Annotated in this window: 19 protein-coding genes; 5 read left to right on the top strand and 14 right to left on the bottom strand. The window is 65.3% G+C overall.

All coding sequences use genetic code 11. The features are described from left to right. Window positions 1-7: 7 nt before the first annotated feature. The 7 genes from IEY43_RS11605 to IEY43_RS11575 form a co-directional block, all read right to left on the bottom strand. Entirely contained in the window at window positions 8-394 is a 387-nt protein-coding gene (locus IEY43_RS11605; RefSeq protein ID WP_188948756.1) for an Rv3654c family TadE-like protein, read from the bottom strand. Next, a complete protein-coding gene (locus tag IEY43_RS11600; protein WP_188948755.1) occupies window positions 391-729 on the bottom strand; it encodes a TadE family type IV pilus minor pilin in 339 nt (112 codons plus the stop codon). Before IEY43_RS11600 ends, IEY43_RS11605 begins: the two co-directional genes overlap by 4 nt. Window positions 730-732: 3 nt before the next feature. After that, window positions 733-915, bottom strand: coding sequence for a DUF4244 domain-containing protein (locus IEY43_RS11595; protein ID WP_188948754.1), 183 nt, complete (start codon window positions 913-915; stop codon window positions 733-735). Between the two features lie 132 nt (window positions 916-1047). After that, a complete protein-coding gene (locus IEY43_RS11590; RefSeq protein ID WP_268240066.1) occupies window positions 1048-1422 on the bottom strand; it encodes a type II secretion system F family protein in 375 nt (124 codons plus the stop codon). Window positions 1423-1592: 170 nt separating this feature from the next. After that, the gene (locus IEY43_RS11585) at window positions 1593-2285 is read right to left on the bottom strand and encodes a type II secretion system F family protein (RefSeq protein WP_188948752.1); all 693 of its coding nucleotides are present in this window, start codon (window positions 2283-2285) and stop codon (window positions 1593-1595) included. Continuing rightward, a complete protein-coding gene (locus IEY43_RS11580) occupies window positions 2282-3523 on the bottom strand; it encodes a TadA family conjugal transfer-associated ATPase (RefSeq protein ID WP_188948751.1) in 1242 nt (413 codons plus the stop codon). The genes IEY43_RS11585 and IEY43_RS11580 overlap by 4 nt, the downstream gene beginning before the upstream one ends. Beyond that, complete coding sequence (locus tag IEY43_RS11575; protein ID WP_188948750.1) at window positions 3520-4662, bottom strand: CpaE-like family protein; 1143 nt, start codon at window positions 4660-4662, stop codon at window positions 3520-3522. Before IEY43_RS11575 ends, IEY43_RS11580 begins: the two co-directional genes overlap by 4 nt. Window positions 4663-4749: 87 nt before the next feature. On the opposite strand from IEY43_RS11575, the gene IEY43_RS11570 reads away from it, so the two are divergent. Further along, window positions 4750-6414 carry a bifunctional 3'-5' exonuclease/DNA polymerase gene (locus IEY43_RS11570; protein WP_188948749.1) on the top strand — a complete coding sequence of 555 codons (1665 nt, stop codon included), beginning with the start codon at window positions 4750-4752 and terminating at the stop codon, window positions 6412-6414. A 27-nt stretch (window positions 6415-6441) separates the two neighbouring features. Here the strand turns inward: IEY43_RS11570 and IEY43_RS11565 are convergent, their stop codons facing one another. Next, window positions 6442-7119, bottom strand: coding sequence for an NUDIX hydrolase (locus IEY43_RS11565; protein ID WP_188948748.1), 678 nt, complete (start codon window positions 7117-7119; stop codon window positions 6442-6444). Further along, window positions 7116-7949 carry an endonuclease III gene (gene nth / locus IEY43_RS11560; protein ID WP_188948747.1) on the bottom strand — a complete coding sequence of 278 codons (834 nt, stop codon included), beginning with the start codon at window positions 7947-7949 and terminating at the stop codon, window positions 7116-7118. The genes IEY43_RS11565 and nth overlap by 4 nt, the downstream gene beginning before the upstream one ends. Window positions 7950-8134: 185 nt before the next feature. On the opposite strand from nth, the gene acs reads away from it, so the two are divergent. Further along, entirely contained in the window at window positions 8135-10111 is a 1977-nt protein-coding gene (gene acs, locus IEY43_RS11555; protein WP_229777376.1) for an acetate--CoA ligase, read from the top strand. Between the two features lie 99 nt (window positions 10112-10210). On the opposite strand, the gene IEY43_RS11550 is transcribed toward acs, so the two are convergent. Beyond that, window positions 10211-10849, bottom strand: a complete 639-nt coding sequence (locus IEY43_RS11550; protein ID WP_188948745.1) for a hypothetical protein — start codon at window positions 10847-10849, stop codon at window positions 10211-10213. A gap of 172 nt (window positions 10850-11021) precedes the next feature. On the opposite strand from IEY43_RS11550, the gene aroQ reads away from it, so the two are divergent. Further along, a complete protein-coding gene (gene aroQ / locus IEY43_RS11545) occupies window positions 11022-11474 on the top strand; it encodes a type II 3-dehydroquinate dehydratase (protein ID WP_188948744.1) in 453 nt (150 codons plus the stop codon). 37 nt (window positions 11475-11511) lie between these two features. On the opposite strand, the gene IEY43_RS11540 is transcribed toward aroQ, so the two are convergent. Next, window positions 11512-12702, bottom strand: coding sequence for a MarP family serine protease (locus tag IEY43_RS11540; RefSeq protein WP_188948743.1), 1191 nt, complete (start codon window positions 12700-12702; stop codon window positions 11512-11514). 204 nt (window positions 12703-12906) lie between these two features. Between IEY43_RS11540 and IEY43_RS11535 the strand changes: the two genes are divergently transcribed. After that, window positions 12907-13584 carry a Crp/Fnr family transcriptional regulator gene (locus IEY43_RS11535; protein WP_047119846.1) on the top strand — a complete coding sequence of 226 codons (678 nt, stop codon included), beginning with the start codon at window positions 12907-12909 and terminating at the stop codon, window positions 13582-13584. Window positions 13585-13663: 79 nt separating this feature from the next. Here the strand turns inward: IEY43_RS11535 and IEY43_RS11530 are convergent, their stop codons facing one another. The 3 genes from IEY43_RS11530 to sp36 form a co-directional block, all read right to left on the bottom strand. After that, on the bottom strand, window positions 13664-14578 hold the full coding sequence (locus tag IEY43_RS11530) for an NUDIX hydrolase (RefSeq protein ID WP_188948832.1): 915 nt from the start codon (window positions 14576-14578) through the stop codon (window positions 13664-13666). Window positions 14579-14639: 61 nt separating this feature from the next. After that, entirely contained in the window at window positions 14640-15116 is a 477-nt protein-coding gene (locus IEY43_RS11525; RefSeq protein ID WP_188948742.1) for a RidA family protein, read from the bottom strand. Between the two features lie 32 nt (window positions 15117-15148). Then, window positions 15149-15304: a Sp36 family protein gene (gene sp36 / locus IEY43_RS11520; RefSeq protein WP_113607488.1), complete on the bottom strand. Its 156-nt coding sequence runs from the start codon at window positions 15302-15304 to the stop codon at window positions 15149-15151. A 151-nt stretch (window positions 15305-15455) separates the two neighbouring features. Between sp36 and IEY43_RS11515 the strand changes: the two genes are divergently transcribed. Then, window positions 15456-17654, top strand: a complete 2199-nt coding sequence (locus tag IEY43_RS11515; protein WP_229777374.1) for a transglycosylase domain-containing protein — start codon at window positions 15456-15458, stop codon at window positions 17652-17654. Window positions 17655-17716 lie beyond the last annotated feature (62 nt).

The following is a 17716-nucleotide window of genomic DNA, read 5'->3' as shown; positions in this document are numbered from 1 at the left end:
GATTCGGCTAGTCCCGGGTCAGCGGCGGAGCACCGGCCCGGGCTTGGGCGGAGGCCGCCGGGAACTCGATTCCCAGCGCGGAAAACGTAATCGCCACCGATACCTGAACACGCACGGTGGTGCCGTCGGCTTCGACGGTGCAGGAATCCAGTCGTGCGTCATTGGCCGAGGCCAGCAGCCCGGCGGCGGCGCAGGGATCCCCGACGCGCAATCCTCGGGCGGTATCCGCCGCAGCAAGGGCCGCCAGGTCCGCCGCGCTGGCGGCCTGCATCGCCGCTCGGGTCACCGCCGACCAAGCAAGAATGCCGGCGGCCAACAGCAGCGCGGTGATGGCCAGGGCGGTAGCCGCGACGGTGCTGCTTCCCCGTTGCGAGCCGAACTCCGCGCAACTCATTGTTCGTTCGCCACGCTTGCAGTGCCCCGAACCTCGACCGGCCCCACCACCGGCAGGTCCACGGATTTCGCCACCGTAACCGTGGCGTACCCTCCCCCGTTGTCCACCGAGAAGCGGGCCGAGGTCCCGGCCAGCTGGATGCCCCGTGCCCGGGCTGCGCCGGGGTCCTCGCCGCGGGCAAGTTCCCTGGCCATGGCCCCGGCCGCCTGCTGGACCTGGATCTGGTGCATCCCCAGGACCCCGAGGCACAACAGCAGCGACAGCAGGAGCGCGATGGCCGGCAGCAGCACGGCGAACTCCGCCGTGCTGCTGCCGCGTTCGTCCATGACGTCCATGGCCTACAGGCTCAAGGCCTTGCTGATGAGGCCCATGAGCATGCCCCGCACGTCGCCGCTGGACAAGATGCTGATCAGCAGGCCGGCGAAAGCCACGGCGGCGAGGGTGACCATGGCGAATTCTGCGGTGGTTGAGCCTTGCTCCTCATCGAGCCCTTCGCGCAGCCTGCTCAGGGTGCTATTCATGTCGGTTCCTTTCGGTCGGGTTGCATCGAGTCCGTCCCCGGCTGGGGCGGTGATGGTGCTTTCAGGCTCGCAGTACTATCCCTGACGCGGTTGCGGCCGGCCGCAAGGTGGGCATAACTTGCCAGCGAGGAATCAGGCAAGATGCGGGAACAACGCAATGATCAGCGGCACCACACCCAAGGCGATGAAGGCTGGAAGCGCGCAGACCCCCAGCGGCAGCACCAGCCTGGTGGCGAACTGCGCACCGCATCGGGCGACATGCTGGGCCCGTTCCCTGCGTTGCAGCTGGGCGGTATTCCGCAGCAGCGCGGACGCCGGAGCACCGGTGGCATGGGCGAATCCCAGGGAACGCTGCAACGGAGCGAGCCAGCGTGGCGCCGGTTCCCAGGCCTTCTCCCATTCCATGTTCATCTCCAGGCATCTGGCCACGGTCCGCAACGCGGCGCACTGCGGGATGCAGCGCCCCATCGAGTCAAGCAACGTGGTCATGGGCAGCCCTGATTCCATCAGGCTCGCGCCGAGGTCCAGAACCAGGTCGATGGGTTCGCTGCCTTCATACGTCTTCCTGCTTCGGGCCGAGACGGCTTGCCCTTGCCTTTCCGGGTTGCGGACCGTGGCGGACCCCCGGGTATTCCACAAGAGAATTCCGGATAACAAGCAGAGCAGAGCCGCTGCAGTCATTTCAGGGCCTGCGCCGTCGTCGCCGCGAGCAACCGGCGGCACCAGATCCTGTTCAGCGCCCACAGTCCGGCGCCTGCCGCCATGCTCAGCTGCGCGGGCCACGAGGTCAGCAAGGTGGAACCCACATCGATGCCGAGCAAGAACCCCGCGCCGAGTCCTCCCACCGGCAGCCAGGTCAATAACCGCGTGGTAGCCCTGGGGCCGGCCATGGCCGCGTCGAACGACTGCCGTGCCAGCAGCTCCGCTTCCAGATCCTCTGCCAGCTGATCCAGCACCCCGGCCAGCGGGGCTCCGGTCTGCGTTGAAAGATCCAAGCACCAGGACAGCCGTTGCACCGACCCGCCGTCCTTGTGCCCCGCGGAATGTTCGATTTCAATGGCCTGTTCGCCGTGGAACCTGGCCTGCGCTGCCAGCCGGCGCAGTGCGTCCAGGACCGGGCACGGCTCCGCGCGTATCTGCAGCAGCGCTTCGAGAGCCTGCGGGAACATCAAGCCGCTGCGCAACAACGCAGAGAGCTCGCGGATCACGTGGGCGTCTCGACTCAGCTCCTGCTGCTGGGCGCCGTCCGAGGCTGCGCGCAGCTTCCAGCTGCCCAGCAGGCCGGAATCCGTTGCCCTGCCGGAAGCCGACCGCGGGGTCCACCACAGCCAGAGCCCGGCCAGCAGCAACAGCAGCACCGCAGTCATCATTGCTCCCTCCCGGCACGGCCCGCGTGCCACCGTGCGACCTCGGCCGAGGCCTCGTCGCCGAGTTTCTCCCGCAGCAGCTCCAGGCTGCGGGCATCGGGACGGTTCCGCGTTCCCATGTCGACCAGCATGCGCACGCCGAGTCGGTCGTTCGAATCGGTGGACAAGCTTCCCAGCGCTACCGGCGAGCGCGCTCCGGACGGCTGCCGACGCATGTGGATGATCAGGTCCAAGGCGCTGGCGGCCTGAAGCGAGGTGGCTTGCAGCCCCCACCCGGCCAAGCCACCCAACGCGGCCAAGCGTGCCGGCACGGATTCGGGATGGTTTGCATGCAGGGTGCCGGCCGCTCCCTGGTGGCCGGTGTTCATGGCCGCGAGGAAGTCCCGGATCTCCGCCCCTCGGCACTCCCCGACGACCAGCCGGTCAGGTCTCATGCGCAATGCTTGGACCACCAGGTCCCGGAGTTCTATCTGCCCGGCGGATTCGACGTTCGCCGAGCGGGTCTGCAGGCTCACCACATGGCGGTGGTCGACCACCAGCTCGTGGGAGTCTTCGATGATCACCAGCCGTTGCTTGTCGCTTGCCTGCGCCAGCATGGCCTGGAGCAGCGTCGTTTTGCCGCTGCCGGTACCGCCGGTGACCAGGAAATTCAGCTGTCGTCCCATGATCTCGCGGAGCACCGTGGGCCAGAAACCAGGCGCCTGGGCGAGGACGGTGTCCAAGTCGAGCAGCTGTCGGGTTTTCACGCGGATGGAAATCAGCGGGCCTTCGGTGGCGATGGGCGGAAGTACCGCATGGACCCGATAATTCTTGACGCTCATGTCCATGAAGGGGCTGGCCGCGTCCAACCGCCGTCCGGCCATGGCCGCCAGGTGCACGGCCAGCGAACGCACCTGCTCGGGGGACGCGAAGCGGAATCCCGTAAGTTCCAGTCCCCGGGATGAATCGGTCCATACCTGGCCTTGCCCGTCCACCAGCACATCCGTGATCCCCGGACGCTGGGCGAATCGTTCAAGGACCGATAGGCCGGCGACCTCGTCCTGCAGGGCTTTCAATGACTCGGTCGCACCGCGGGCGCCGAGGGCGGTGCCCGAATCGTGGACGGCGCTCGCCAGCGAGATGGTGTCCAATTCTCCGCCGCTGGCCAAGGCACGGTCCCGGACCGACTCCAGGATGCGCGTGTCCAGCGGGTTCGGCCGGGCGGAATGTGGCGGTGATGGCGAATGGCGTCCGGGGCTCATGGCGCGCCTCGCAGCCCCGTCTCCTCGGTGGCTGCCGGTAGCAGGCGCAAGTCGGCCAGCTGCTGCCTCAGCCGTCGGGACCTGAGGGCATCGAGCAGGTCCCCGCGTGCAACGGCCCGTTCTATCGACGTCGCATGGGCCACGCTCCCCAGCAGGGAGCGGTTCTCCGCCCAGGCAGGTGCTCTTGCGTGTTCAGCACGCAGCACGTAGTCGCCGTGCGGCGGGATGCTTGCCGCATCGCACACCATGATCTGCCGGTCCGTGAAGTGGCCTATCGTCTCTGCTTCGTGATGCGGTGTCCTCCCGGTGTCAAGAACCAGCAAGTCGAACCCCTGCCGTGCGGCTGTCAACAGCCGGGCTGTCAAGGGTCCGTCCACCGGACCCGGTGGCGGAGTTCCAGACCAGGTGAGCACTGCTGTTCCCCGGACGCTCGGGAGCGCCTCGACCAATTGGTGCGAAGCCAACGCTCCTCCCGAAGCCGCCAATTCCTCCCAGCCGATCCCGGAGGGCGGCTGGGAGCAGATCCGCGGCCACAGCCCGCAGGAATGGGGGTCCAGATCCACGACCAGGCTGTGCAGTCCGCTGAGCGTTCCGGCATGGGCCAGCAGTACGGCCAGGGTGCTGGTACCCAGCCCGCCCGCCCGTGAACCCAACGCCACGGTATGCCCATGACCCGATCTCATGCACCACAGCCCCAGATACTCGCCCAGCCACTGGCTCGCGCCGGGAAGGACCGCAACCCTGGCCTGGGGCAGCTGGCTGGCCGCTTCCCACAGGGTTTGCGCTTGCGCCTCGACGCCCACCAGGACATCGCACCGGGCAGAGCCCGCCAACGCCGGTCCGATTGCATCCACACCCCACAGCACCGGCCCCTCGGCGTCACGAATCAGCGGCGAGTCGCTGGCACACCGGGAAATCCTGACCGCCGCACCCAGCGAAATCAGGGCGCATTGCGCCACCAGCTCCTCGTCGTCGCTCACCAGCACGCAGCCCGGTCCCCCGCGGTCGCCCCCATGGACTGCTCGGCGTTGAGCACGGTGCGGTGCAGGCTCCCCGGGCGGAGCTTCCAGGGACTGCGGAACGAACCGAGCATCGGTTCCGGGTCCCGGGTCTTGCGGGCGAAAGGGTAACCAGTTCATGGGTCGAGGTTGCCACCGCAGGTTTGCCGGCGGTTCGCGGTGTCCGCGAACTGGGGATATCCACTCTGGCCACGGCACAATGGAAGCATGCCCCCTGGACATTCTGGCGTGCTCGCCTTCCTCGCCGCGGATCCCGAAGGATTCGCCCTGCTGCAGCTGCGCGACGCCGCCACCGGCGAGCCGCTCACTTCGGCCCGGACCGCTGCCCGGGATGAGCTCTGCCAGTCGGTGGCCGAGATTGAGCGCGTTCATTCCCCTCGCTGGGTGATGCTGCGCACCTCCCCCTGGCTTCAGCTGCTGGCCTCCGCAGACGTCTACCTCGCCAAGGCCCATGTGCTCTCGCTGGCCCAGCGTATTCTCCACCGCAGCCCGCTGGCGGCAGTGCGCCTGCCGGACATCGATCTGGAGAACCCTCCGCCGTCCCATGATGCCGGCGACCAAGGCACCCTGTTTTCCGCCCCGGTCAGCGGAGAGTCCCTGCAGGAACTGGTGAACATGTACGCGGCCCAGCTGCAGGCGCTGCCGACCGATCCTGCAGCCCGCAAGCGGCTGCAGCTGCTGATCCATGCCGAATCCGTGGGCGCACTGATCGCCGCGGAAATGGAGGCCACGGGGCTGTCCTGGGACGAGCAGGGACACCGGCAGCTGCTGCGCCGGATGCTCGGCGAGCGCGTCCCGGAATCCGTGCGTCCGCCCAAGCTCGCCGCCCTGGCCCAGCAGCTGGGCCACACGCTGCAGACCCCGGGACTGAACCCCGACTCCCCGCAGGAGCTGCTGCGCGCCCTGCACCGAGCAGGATTCGCGGTGCAGTCGGTCCGGGCCTGGGAACTGGAGCAGATCAATCACCCGGCCATCGCCCAAGTGCTTGAGTACAAGAAATTATCGCGGCTGGCCAGCACCCACGGGGATGCCTGGCTGGATGCATGGGTCGCCCATGGACGCTTCCATCCCCACTACGTCTTGGGCACCGTCGCTTCCGGCCGCTGGGCCGCGTCGGGCGGCGGCGCGCTGCAGCTGCCGCATTCCATCCGCCAGGTCGTGCGGACCCCGGCAGGCAGGAGATTCGTGGTGGCCGACGGGCGCCAGCTTGAACCTCGCATCCTCGCCGCCATGTCCCGCGACCGCCACCTGCAGCAAGCCGGCTTGCAGGACGACCTCTACCAGTGGCTCATCGATGCAGGGTTGGTCAAGGACCGCAACGAGGCCAAGCTGGGCATGCTGTCGGTCATCTACGGCGGTACCTCCGGAGGCGCCGCGGCCGTGGGGGCCGCATTGAAGAAGAACTTCCCCGCGGCCATGGATTTCGTTGATGCGGCAGCCCGCGCCGGCGAGCGCGGCGACGGGGTGAGCAGCTTCCTGGGGCGAGGATGCCCGCCGGCGGACGAACGCTGGATGCAGGCGCAGCGCGATACCAGGGACGAGGCCTCCCAGCGCGCCGCCGACGCGGCGGCCCGCTCCCGAGGCCGCTTCACCCGCAACTTCGTGGTGCAGTCGACCGCCGCCGAATGGGCGCTGATCTGGATGGGCCATGCCCGCCACCTGATCCATCAGGCCGGTTGGAGCCAAGAGTGCCGCCAGGTCTTCTTCGTCCACGACGAAATCGTCTTCGAATGCCCCGAGGGCCGGGCGCCGCAGCTGGCCGAGATCATCAGGCATGCCGCTGCGCTCGCCGGGCGCACCCTGTTCGGGGACCAGTCGGTCAACTTCCCTGTCAGCGTGGTGATTACAGAGAACTATGCCGAGGCGAAATAGCCGGAAGAAAAAGCTCGCCGGACCGGCCTAGAGCATGCGGATTTCACGCTTGGGCGACCACGGTCTGGTCCAGCCCAGCTCGTTGAACAGCTTGTCCGCCACCATGGCGGTGAAGCCCCAGATCACCCGGCCGTCGTATTCAAAGGCGGGGGCGCTGAACTTGCGCCCTCCGCGCTGCACCACGCCCAGCACCCGGTTGCGCGGGTCCAGCAGGTGCGCGACGGGCACGCGGAAGACCCCTGCGCTCTCCCCCGGGTCGACGGGGAACACCGCGGATTCGGTGTGCCACCACCCCAGCACCGGGGTGACGATGAAGTTCGAAACCGGAAGCTCGGTCGCGGCCAGCTGCCCCAGCACCTCGATGCCCGAGGTCTGCACCCCGGTTTCCTCCCAGGCTTCGCGCAGCGCGGCGTCGGTTTCGGAGGCGTCCTCGGGATCGATCCCGCCGCCGGGGAATGAAATCTGTCCGGCGTGGGAGCGCAGGGTCTCGGCGCGTTCGACGAACAGCAGGTCCAGCTCGGCGGGATCCGCATCGCGGCTCAAGCCCCGGCCGTCGGCAGAGCCGAAGAGCATCAGGATCGCGGCGCGGCGCACGCTGTTGGCGTCGAGCTGCTTGAAGGCCCAGGAGTCCGGGAGTTTTTGCGTCGCGCCTATCGTGTGCGAATGCTCGGCAACAACCTGCTTCAGGTCTTTCAGTGCGCTCATGCGTCCAATCCATATCCCTCGGCCCGCAGTTCACGGCGGGTGGCTCCGGCGAGCATCTTGTTCAGCAGCTCTTCACGCCCCGGAGCGAGCTCGTACTTAAGCAACGCTTTCGCCTTGGCTGGTATTTCCTCGCCGATGCCGTAGGAAGGGCACAGCATGGCCAGCACGCAGGCCCCGCAGGCGGGCTTGCGTGAGTGGCAGACCCGGCGGCCGTGGAACACCACGCGGTGGCTGAGCATCGTCCAGTCGCGCTTCTCGAACAGCTCGCCGACCGCGTGCTCGACCTTCACCGGGTCGGTTTCATTGGTCCATCCGAAACGGTTGGCCAGGCGTCCGAAATGCGTGTCCACGGTGATGCCAGGAACCCCGAAGGCATTGCCCAGCACCACGTTGGCGGTCTTCCGTCCTACGCCCGGCAGCTTGACCAGCTCGTCCAGCTTCGGCGGGACTTCGCCGTCGAAGCGTTCCACCAGCGCCGCCGAAAGCCCCAGCAGCGATTCGGTCTTGGCCCGGAAGAAACCGGTGGCCCGGATCAGTTCCTCCAGTTCGCTGCGCTCGGCCCGGCTCATGGCGTGGGCATCCGGGAAGCGGGCGAACAGCGCCGGGGTGATGGCGTTGACGCGGACATCGGTCGTCTGCGCGGACAGCACCGTCGCGACCAGCAACTCGAAGGGATTCTCGAAATCCAGTTCGGGCACCGCGTAGGGGTAGGCCTCCGCCAGCAGGCGGTTCATCTTGCGTGCCCGGCGCTTGAGCCCGAGCTCCGTTTCAATTTTCACATTCACAGCCACGCTTCGATACTGCCACGGACCGCCCGGGTTTTCACTCATCCCGTCCCGTTTGCGCGGCGTATCCCCGGACGGGCCGGAACGCAGTTCAACGCACCCAATGACCGCTTGGCGCAGAATTCACCCACTCCCGCGCCAATCCGTGACACAAACCACACAGGCCGACACTTGAGCGTGTAACTTTGATCACAGAGTTAAACGTGTCTAACTGGAAGGACCAAACTACCGTGAGCGAATCCAAGACTTTGGATAACCTGTCGAACGAGACCCGGTCATTCGCACCGAGCAAGGAATTCAGCGACAACGCCATTGCCACCCAGGCCCGCTACGATGCCGCGGCAGCCGACCGGTTGGGCTACTGGGCCGACCAGGCGCGGCAGGTCCTCACCTGGGACACGGATTTCACCGAAACCCTGGACTGGTCCGAAGCGCCGGTGGCCAAGTGGTTCGTCGGCGGCAAGGTCAACGCGGCGTACAACGCGCTGGACCGCCACGTCGAGAACGGGCTGGGAGACCGCGTCGCCATCTACTTCGAGGGCGAGCCGGGCGACACCCGCACCTACACCTACGCGCAGCTGACCGAAGAGGTCAAGAAGGCCGCAAACGCCTTCGAATCCCTGGGCGTCGAAAAGGGCGACCGCGTCGCCGTCTACCTGCCGATGATCCCGGAAGCCGTCATCACCATGCTGGCCTGCGCCCGCATCGGCGCCATCCACTCGGTGGTGTTCGGCGGCTTCTCCGCCGACGCGCTGCGCAGCCGCGTCGATGACGCCGACGCCAAGCTCGTGGTCACCGCCGACGGCACCTGGCGCCGCGGCAAGCCGAGCCCGCTGAAGCCGGCCGTCGACGAGGCGCTGTCCGCCCCGGGCCATACCGTTCAGAACGTCGTGGTCGTCAAGCGCAACGGCGAGCCCACCGAGTTCGGCCCGCTGGACAAGTGGTGGCACGACGTCGTGGACTCGGCCGGCACCGAGCACACCGCGGTGGGCCACGACTCCGAGCACCCGCTGTTCGTGCTGTACACCTCCGGCACCACCGGCAAGCCCAAGGGCATCGTGCACACCACCGGCGGCTTCCTCACGCAGACCGCCGTCACCCACCGCGACACCTTCGACCTGCACCCGGAATCGGACGTATTCTGGTGCACCGCGGACATCGGCTGGGTCACCGGCCACTCCTATGTCACCTACGCGCCGCTGGTCAACGGCGCCACCCAGGTCATCTACGAGGGCACCCCGGACACCCCGCACCAGGGCCGCTGGTGGGAAATCGTGACGAAGTACGGCGTCAGCATCCTGTACACCGCGCCGACCGCCATCCGCACCTTCATGAAGTGGGGCCGGCAGATCCCTGACGGCTACGACTTGTCCTCCCTGCGCGTGCTCGGCTCCGTGGGCGAGCCGATCAACCCCGAGGCATGGATGTGGTACCGCGACGTCATCGGCTCCAACAACGGCGCCAACGGCGAGAAGAAAGCGAACCCGACCCCGATCGTGGATACCTGGTGGCAGACCGAAACCGGCGCCCACATGATCGCGCCGCTGCCGGGCGTCACCAAGACCAAGCCGGGCTCCGCCCAGGTCGCCGTGCCGGGCATCAGCATCGACGTAGTCGACGAAGCCGGCAACTCGGTGGGCAACGGCGAGGGCGGCTTTCTGGTCATCCGCGAACCGTGGCCTGCCATGCTGCGCGGCATCTGGGGCGACATGGAACGCTACAAGGACACCTACTGGTCCCGCTTCGAGAACATGTACTTCGCCGGCGACGGCGCGAAGAAGGACGACGACGGGGACATCTGGCTGCTGGGCCGCGTGGACGACGTCATGAACGTCTCCGGGCACCGCCTGTCCACCACCGAGATCGAGTCCTCCCTAGTCGCCCACCCGTACGTGGCCGAAGCGGCCGTGGTCGGCGCGAAGGACGAGACCACCGGCGAGGCAGTGGTCGCGTTCGTGATCCTGCAGGCCGAACCGGCCGAGGGCGAGGATGTCGTGGCGACCCTGCGCAACCACGTGGGCAAGGACATCGGACCGATCGCCAAGCCGAAGCACGTGCTGGTGGTTCCGGAGCTGCCGAAGACCCGCTCGGGCAAGATCATGCGCCGTCTGCTCAAGGACGTGGCAGAAGGCCGCGAGGTCGGCGATGCCACCACGCTGGCGGACAACACCGTCATGTCGCAGATTGCGCAGTCGATGAAGAAGTAGCCGCCAGGCCGCGAATACAGGCCGCCGCCCGGATGCCCGCCTCCCAGCAGGGGAAGCTGCTCCGGACGGCGGCCTGTGCCGTGCCCGGGGACTTCGACGCTAGCGGGCCGCTTCCCTGCGGTCCTTGGCCTCGACCGTCGAAGCGGCGCTGTGGCCGTCGACCACCACGTGGACCGACTCCAGGTCCTTGAACTTCTTGTGCGTCGCGTCGAGCACTTCCTCGGCGATGAATTCAAGGTCGCCGGGGGTGTCGGTGAAGATCTGCGGGTCTGCGGCCGCTGCCTGCTCCATGGTGATGCGCAGCCGCCCTGGCGCGTTCGAGTCGAAGGACTCGATATAGTAGTACGGCCAGGTCATCGCGTCCGGGCATCCAGCCCCGGCGGAGTCCAGCCACGAAGCGGCCACCTTGTCGGCCCAGCCCTGCGGGGAGCCTTCGGCCCCGGAAGGGTTCCATGACACGCAGTTCTTGTCCCAGGTGGCTTCGGAGCGGCCCAGGTCAAGGGCGATCTGGCGGGCGCTGTCGATCTCGGCGGGAGTGGTCGCCCTGGCGGTGGGAAGCGTCTGGGGCACAATGGGCCCCTGCACGATCGGGGTGCCGGCGTTGGCTTCGGCTGTCAGCTCGGCGTCGTTCTTCAGGAAGTCCGGATCAAAGTGGTTCACCGCCAGAATGCCGAGCACCCCGGCCAGGAACGCACCTACCGAAATATTGCCGATGATGCGCTTGGCACGCTTGTTCATGCGAACCTCCTGATGATCCCGGGCTTTCCACCATTGAATATATCCACAAGAGCCGTGGACGGGAATTCGAGGACTGCTTGATGCCGGCACCGCCGGTTCGCGCGGCTGCCTGGATCCGGATGGCTTCGTCATGGAACAGCACCGGGAACACCGGCTGTACTAGATTGACTCCATGACTGAAAATGCCTCACGCACCATCCTGCTGCTCAACGGACCCAACCTGAACCTGCTGGGAACCCGCGAACCCGAGATCTACGGCCGGGAGACGCTGGCCGATGTCGAGGCACTGGCCCGCAGCACGGCCAAGTCGCTGGGCTTCGAGCTCAAGGCCCTGCAGTCCAACCACGAAGGCGTGCTGCTGGACGCCATCCACGAGGCACGCACCACCGCCGCGGGAATCGTCATCAACCCCGGCGCGTTCACCCATACCTCGATCGCCCTGGCCGATGCCATCAGCGGCGTGGAGCTTCCGGCCATCGAGGTGCACATCTCGAACGTGCACAAGCGCGAGGCGTTCCGCCACCACTCGTACATCTCCCCCGTGGCCAGCTCCATCATCATCGGCGCCGGGGTCAACGGCTACCGCCTGGCCGTTCAGCAGATGGCCCACCTGCTGGGCAGCTAGCGGCGGCGCGGTTGCCTGGATCCGTACTGGCCCGGAGCTAGTCGCTGATGCAGGCGCCGGTCTTGATCGAGGTGGTCCGGTGGCCGCCAGCGTTCAACGCGTCGCTCATTTCTTCCAGGCTCAGGGCGAAGCCCACCTCGTCGTCGCTCCGGGACTTGGCGAAAATCAACCCCACGGCGTCGCCGGATTCATCCAGCAGCGGGCCTCCAGAGTTGCCCTGCGCCACCTCGGCGGTGAGCTGGTAGACCGACAGCTGCGCGGGATCCTCGCCGTAGATATTGGCGATGGAGACGGTGGCCTTGGACGCGACGACGGCGCCGCGCACCTGCTGCGGCCCGCCGGAGGGGTATCCGACGAACGCCGCGGAATCCCCGCGAACCAGGTCCTTGGTGGCCAGGTCGATCGGTTCGGCGGCAAGCCCCTCCACGTAGAGCAGCGCGATATCCGCCTCGGGATCGAAGTACACCACCTTGCCTCGGTTCAGCTCGCCCCTGCCGGTTTCCACCGTGGCGGCGCTCAAGCCGGCGACCACGTGGGCGTTGGTCATGACAAGGTCGTCGTCGATGACGAAACCGGACCCGGTCAGGTTCACACCGCACTCCACCGCGGTGCCCGAAATCTTGGCCACGGACTTTGCCGAGGCCAGCTGCAGGTCGTTCGGCTCCCAGTCGGTGTCCTCGACCGGTGCGACCGGCGGAGCGAAGGGCTCGATCAGCGCGGGAATGGTCTGCGCCATCACGGCCGAGCGGGCCGTGGAAATGGCCGAGGTGACGAAATCCGGGGTGAGCCCGCGGATCGTGTCGATCATCTTGGATTTGGCGATTTCGGCGGACAGCCGGGGAATGCCCATGCTGGAGGCGGAGAACGCCAGGGCGCCGATAATGGTGGCGGTAATCAGGATCGAAAGCGCACCGCCGGCCAGCCGGTCCGCTGCGCGCAGGAAATCGACGTTCATCCAGTGGCGGATCTTGGTGGCGATGAAACGGCCCAGCGCCTGGCCCATGATGATCAGCACCGCAGCGGTGGCGACCATCAGCCCCACCCGCCACCACGGATTGCTGGCCAGGGTCGACACCAGCGGGATGGCGAAGAACGCCGCCACGCCGCCCACGATCAGTCCGAGCATGTCGCCGACGGTCAGAAGGAAGCCTCGGCGGAGTCCGATAATGAAAAAAGTCAGCAGAACAACGCAAATGACCGCGTCCAGCCAGCCGAAAACTTCGAGCACCGAGACTCCACTTCATTCATCTAAACGGTATTAATCCAAGGTACCCTTAGAAGCTGATGGATTTCTGCGAGCATATTCGCGAGTTTTGTTCGAAACTGCGTGATTTTCAACATTTTCTTGGTTAAACCACGTGTGGAAACTGTCACATTGTTACCGAATACGGCACAATGAAGTGAGCGCCTACTACTGTTGACAGGAGATTTAATGGATATCGAGGTACTGCGCCGTGCGCCGCTTTTCGCGTCGCTTGGTGATGAAGTATTCGCCACGCTAACCGAAGAACTGACCGAGGTCGATCTGTCCCGTGGTGCATCGGTGTTCCGTGAAGGCGATCAGGGCGACCGTCTCTACTTCATCGTCTCGGGCAAAATCAAGCTCGGCCGCACTTCGTCCGACGGACGCGAAAACCTGATCGCCGTTCTCGGCCCGGGTGAGCTGTTCGGCGAAATGGCCCTTTTCGATCCACACCCACGCAACGCAACGGCGACCGCCGTGTCGGAAACCCGACTTGCCGGTCTGAGCCACGAGAACATGCGCAAGGCGATCCTGAACTCTCCTGAGGTTTCGATCCAGCTGCTGCAGGCTCTTGCCGCCCGCCTGCGTCGCACCAACGAGTCCCTCGCCGATCTGGTGTTCTCCGACGTTCCTGGCCGCGTGGCCAAGGCGCTGTTGGATCTGGCCGACCGCTTCGGTCGTCCGGCCACCGATGGCATCCTGGTCGCTCACGAGCTGACCCAGGAAGAGCTGGCACAGCTCGTCGGCGCCTCGCGTGAAACCGTGAACAAGGCCCTTGCCGAGTTCGTGCAGCGCGGATGGCTGCGTCTGGAAGCACGCGCCGTCGTGATTCTGGACATCCAGCGCCTGCGCCAGCGCTCGCGCTAGGCCGCATCAGCGAAGACAGCGAAGGCCGAATACCTGCAGAGGTATTCGGCCTTCGCTGTCTTCGTCTCCGGCAGCCGGCTCAGTGCCCGGCCGTGGCCTGCCAGGAGCTGGCCGAATCTGCCTTCTGCGTGCCGATGACCTCAAGATAGTAGGTGCCGTCGCGCACCAGCAGATCGGGATGCTGCAGGTCGAAGGAGCGCACACGGGAGAGGTAGGCCACCACGCCGTTGGCATCGGTCATTCGCTCGAGCATGATTTCCACCGCCGGGTAGGTGATCTGCGACAGGTTCATGTCCACGGTATTCGGCTGGCCGACCATGTCCCCCAGCGCGCTGCTGTTGCGTTTGGCGATCACCTGACTGGCAACGCACCAGCGCCCCCATTTCCCCTTGCCGCGCAGCAGCGTCGGCTCCTGCCGCAGCGGGACCGTGGCGGCGAAGTACCAGGTGTCGAAGCGCCGGAAAGCGAAGTTCGGGCTGAGCCAGTGCGCTACCGGGCGCAGCAGGTCGGTGCGCAGCCCCAGGCCGCGGCGGCGCAGGAACTCATCGAACCCCAAGTCCTGGCCGGCGATGGATTCCCGGGCGGTCATCCATTCCTCGGGGTCGGTCATCTCAATGACCGACTGCTCGTCGGTGCCGGCCAGCAGAATGCCCGTTTCCTCGAAAAGTTCTCGAATGGCGCAGACGACGTGCGCCTGCACCAATTGCTGGTCCAGCACGTCCATGCGCTTGGACCACTGCGACAGGCTCGGGCCGAACCACTGGTAGGCGGCCCTGTCGCTGGCTTCGTGGCTTCCGCCGGGGAATGCCACGTTGCCCAAGGGGGATCCCCCGGGGCGGTATGTCAGATAGGTCTCCACGCCTTGGGAAGTGTCGCGCACCAAGGTCACCGAGGAGGCCTTGCGGGCGGCGCGCGGAGTGCGCGTTCCGAAGGCGAACCAGTTTTCCGCCGCAGAGACTTCGTGCAGCGGCACGTCGAAGAGCCGGCGCACCACGCCGTGGCGCGGTCCCGACGGGAATGCCCGTCGGGACCGCGCTACAGCGTCGCGTCGTTGACTACTCAAATTCCGCGATGACCTCAACTTCGACCGGGGCGTCCAGCGGCAGGACAGCTACGCCGACGGCCGAGCGGGCGTGCAGCCCGGCATCGCCGAGCACCTCGCCGAAGAACTCCGAAGCGCCGTTGATGACACCCGGCTGGCCGGTGAACTCGGGGGCCGAGGCTACGAAGCCGACGACCTTCACGATGCGCTTGATGCGGTCAAGGTCACCAATTTCGGCTTTGATGGCCGCCAAGGCGTTCAGTGCTGCAGTCTGCGCCATGCCCTTGGCAGTCTCGGCGGATACCTCTGCGCCGACCTTTCCCACAGCTGAGAGTTCACCATTAATCAGCGGCAACTGCCCTGAGGTGTAAACGTAGTTGCCGGTGGTGACGGCAGGCAGGTAGGCGGCTACCGGCTTGGCAACGGCGGGAAGGGTCAGTCCAAGCTCGGTCAGGCGAGCTTCGACACGCGAAGAAGTGGCTTCTTGCATGGGGTTTTACTCCTTTTTTAGGGGTTGGGCGATTACTGCTTCGGACGCTTGAGGTAGGCCACCGGAGAGGTGCCGTTGGGGCCTGGAACTACGGTAACCAGCTCCCATCCGTCGTCTCCCCACTGGTCGAGAATCTGCTTCGTCGCGTGGATCAGCAGAGGTAATGTGGCGTATTCCCATTTAGTCATACTCGATACGTTAGCGCGTCCTTGTAAACTAGTGGGTATGGCAGCTAAGAAGTCACCCTTTTTTGATACAGCTACCACTTTGGGCAAAATCGTCGCATTCTTCGGAATCAGTGCCCTTTGTGGTGTGCTCGCCGCCGGCATGATCGTGCCCGTGGCAGCTATAGCAAAAACCGGTTTGACCACCGGTAACAACATTGTGAGCGCGCTTCCGAGCTCGTTCGAGGCACTTCCGATTTCGGAGCCTTCGACGATCTTGGATTCCGACGGGAAGGAAATCGCGAAGTTCTACGAGCAGAACCGCCAGCCGGTGAAGCTTGATGACATTTCGCCGTTCATGCGCAAGGCCATCGTGTCGGTTGAGGATGAGCGTTTCTACGAGCACAAGGGCATCGATCCCCAGGGCATCGCCCGTGCCGTCGTCAGCAACGTCACCGGTTCCTCGCGCTCGGGTGCTTCGACCTTGACCCAGCAGTACGTGAACAACCTGCTGGTGAACAACCAGGAACTGACCGGTGCCGAAGAGAGCACCATCAGCGGCCAGAAGGACTACGCGGACAAGATCCGCGAGTTGAAGTACGCCGTGTCCATCGAGAAGGAAATGTCCAAGGACGAGATTCTCGAAGGCTACCTGAACCTGGTGCTGTTCTCGGGCCGCGAGTATGGGGTGCAGGCTGCCGCACAGCACTTCTACTCCGTTGATGCCAAGGACCTGAACCTCCAGCAGTCGGCGATGCTCGCCGGCATGGTGCAGCTGCCGAACGTCTACAACCCGATCAACAACCCCGAGCGCTCGCTGGATCGACGCAACAAGGTGCTGGGCAACATGCTGCGCGCCGGCGCGATCACCAAGGCCGAGTACGACAAGGCAGTCAAGAGCGACTTGGAGCTGGACCCCAGCAAGTCCCCGTCCGGCTGCATCGCCGCGGATGACAACGCCTACTTCTGCGACTACGTCACCAACTTGATCCTCACCGACGATGCATTCGGCGAGACCAAGCAGGACCGCGAGAACCTGCTGTACCGCGGTGGACTGACTATGAAGACCACTCTGAACAGCAAGCTGAACAAGAAGGCCGCGAAGGACGCCCGCAAGGCTATCGATCCCAAGGCCAAGTCCAACGAGGACGTCTTCTCCTCCATCGTTTCGGTTGAGCCTGGTACCGGAAATATTCTGACCATGGCGCAGAACACCACGTACGACCCGGCCGGCGGCCTGGGCAATACAGTGATCAACTTCGCCGTTGAACGTTCGCTCGGCGGAGCCGGCGGCTTCCAGGGCGGTTCCACCATGAAGCCGTACACGACTTTGGGTTGGTTGTCCGAGGGGCACAATATGTGGGACACGATTGATGCCAGCCGACAGAACTACTCCGGCTCCTACAAGTGGAAGGCGTCATGCCTTCCAGAGGGTTCCGTTCAGACATACTCACCCTGGAAGGTCGGAAACGCATCGCGTGGCTTTGCCCGCAAGATGAAGGTCGATTACGGCCTCTACTGGTCGATCAACTCAGCGACGGTTGCTGAGGCTGCCAAGATCGATCTTTGCAGCATCACGAAGTACATCAACGCGTTGGGCGTCAAGGCCCAGGACAAGGGCGAGAACCGCACGCCTACCGATTTCACCCCGGTCAACCCGTCGTTCATCATCGGTTCCGAGAAGATCACTCCGCTGAGCCAGGCCGCGGCATTCGCAGCCTTCGCCAACAGGGGCGAGTTCTGCGAGCCGCGCGCGCTAACCTCGGTCACCGACCGCGACGGCAATGCCTACAAGGTCAAGAAGACCACCTGCAGCCAGGCCGTTGAAGAACAGCACGTCAGCGACTTGAACGGCACCCTGTCAAAGATCGCGAAGACCCGCGTGGCGAAGGGAACCATCAACGTCCCGATCGCCGGCAAGACCGGAACCAACAACGGCGCAACTTCCACCTGGTTCGTTGGCTATACCACTGGCATCTCCACCGCCTCGTGGGTCGGCCGCTTGAAGGGCCAGGGCGAGGACCGCAAAGAAAACCTCATGCACGGTGCCCTGATCAACGACCAGCGCGCTCCGTCCATGGTTGACTCATCGACCTATGCCGCACCGCTGTGGCTGGACTTCATGCAGGAAGCCGTTTACGACTACCCGCACGAATCGCTCGGCTCGGCACGCAAGGCGCCAGTCGTGAAGAAGGAACCTTCCGAGGACTCTTCTGATTCCAAGTCCGATTCGAAGGAAGACTCGAAGTCCGATTCCAAGAAGGAATCGAGCTCCGAATCGAAGTCGGAGGAGAAGGAATCCAAATCGGATTCCAAGGAATCCAAGTCCGACTCCAAGTCCGATTCCAAGAAGGAATCGAAGTCCGACGACTAGCTTGCAGCTGTGAAGGCCGCGTTCAACTTTGGTTGAACGCGGCCCTTCGGCTTAGATTGGCT

The organism is Glutamicibacter protophormiae (genome assembly GCF_014647495.1).
GTDB classification, from domain to species: domain Bacteria; phylum Actinomycetota; class Actinomycetes; order Actinomycetales; family Micrococcaceae; genus Glutamicibacter; species Glutamicibacter protophormiae.
Note: the sequence above shows the minus strand (reverse complement) of the source record. Positions and strands in the feature narration are given on the sequence as shown.

What these genes read in the sequence shown, in the direction of transcription:
- IEY43_RS11525 (WP_188948742.1), bottom strand. Translation starts at nt 15,116, where the DNA reads ATGCAAGAAGCCACTTCTTCGCGTGTCGAAGCTCGCCTGACCGAGCTT.
- IEY43_RS11585 (WP_188948752.1), bottom strand. Translation starts at nt 2,285, where the DNA reads ATGATGACTGCGGTGCTGCTGTTGCTGCTGGCCGGGCTCTGGCTGTGG.
- IEY43_RS11550 (WP_188948745.1), bottom strand. Translation starts at nt 10,849, where the DNA reads ATGAACAAGCGTGCCAAGCGCATCATCGGCAATATTTCGGTAGGTGCG.
- IEY43_RS11595 (WP_188948754.1), bottom strand. Translation starts at nt 915, where the DNA reads ATGAATAGCACCCTGAGCAGGCTGCGCGAAGGGCTCGATGAGGAGCAA.
- IEY43_RS11535 (WP_047119846.1), top strand. Translation starts at nt 12,907, where the DNA reads ATGGATATCGAGGTACTGCGCCGTGCGCCGCTTTTCGCGTCGCTTGGT.
- sp36 (WP_113607488.1), bottom strand. Translation starts at nt 15,304, where the DNA reads ATGACTAAATGGGAATACGCCACATTACCTCTGCTGATCCACGCGACG.
- aroQ (WP_188948744.1), top strand. Translation starts at nt 11,022, where the DNA reads ATGACTGAAAATGCCTCACGCACCATCCTGCTGCTCAACGGACCCAAC.
- nth (WP_188948747.1), bottom strand. Translation starts at nt 7,949, where the DNA reads ATGAGTGAAAACCCGGGCGGTCCGTGGCAGTATCGAAGCGTGGCTGTG.
- IEY43_RS11605 (WP_188948756.1), bottom strand. Translation starts at nt 394, where the DNA reads ATGAGTTGCGCGGAGTTCGGCTCGCAACGGGGAAGCAGCACCGTCGCG.
- IEY43_RS11580 (WP_188948751.1), bottom strand. Translation starts at nt 3,523, where the DNA reads ATGAGCCCCGGACGCCATTCGCCATCACCGCCACATTCCGCCCGGCCG.
- IEY43_RS11590 (WP_268240066.1), bottom strand. Translation starts at nt 1,422, where the DNA reads ATGGAATCAGGGCTGCCCATGACCACGTTGCTTGACTCGATGGGGCGC.
- IEY43_RS11565 (WP_188948748.1), bottom strand. Translation starts at nt 7,119, where the DNA reads ATGAGCGCACTGAAAGACCTGAAGCAGGTTGTTGCCGAGCATTCGCAC.
- IEY43_RS11570 (WP_188948749.1), top strand. Translation starts at nt 4,750, where the DNA reads ATGCCCCCTGGACATTCTGGCGTGCTCGCCTTCCTCGCCGCGGATCCC.
- IEY43_RS11600 (WP_188948755.1), bottom strand. Translation starts at nt 729, where the DNA reads ATGGACGTCATGGACGAACGCGGCAGCAGCACGGCGGAGTTCGCCGTG.
- IEY43_RS11575 (WP_188948750.1), bottom strand. Translation starts at nt 4,662, where the DNA reads ATGAACTGGTTACCCTTTCGCCCGCAAGACCCGGGACCCGGAACCGAT.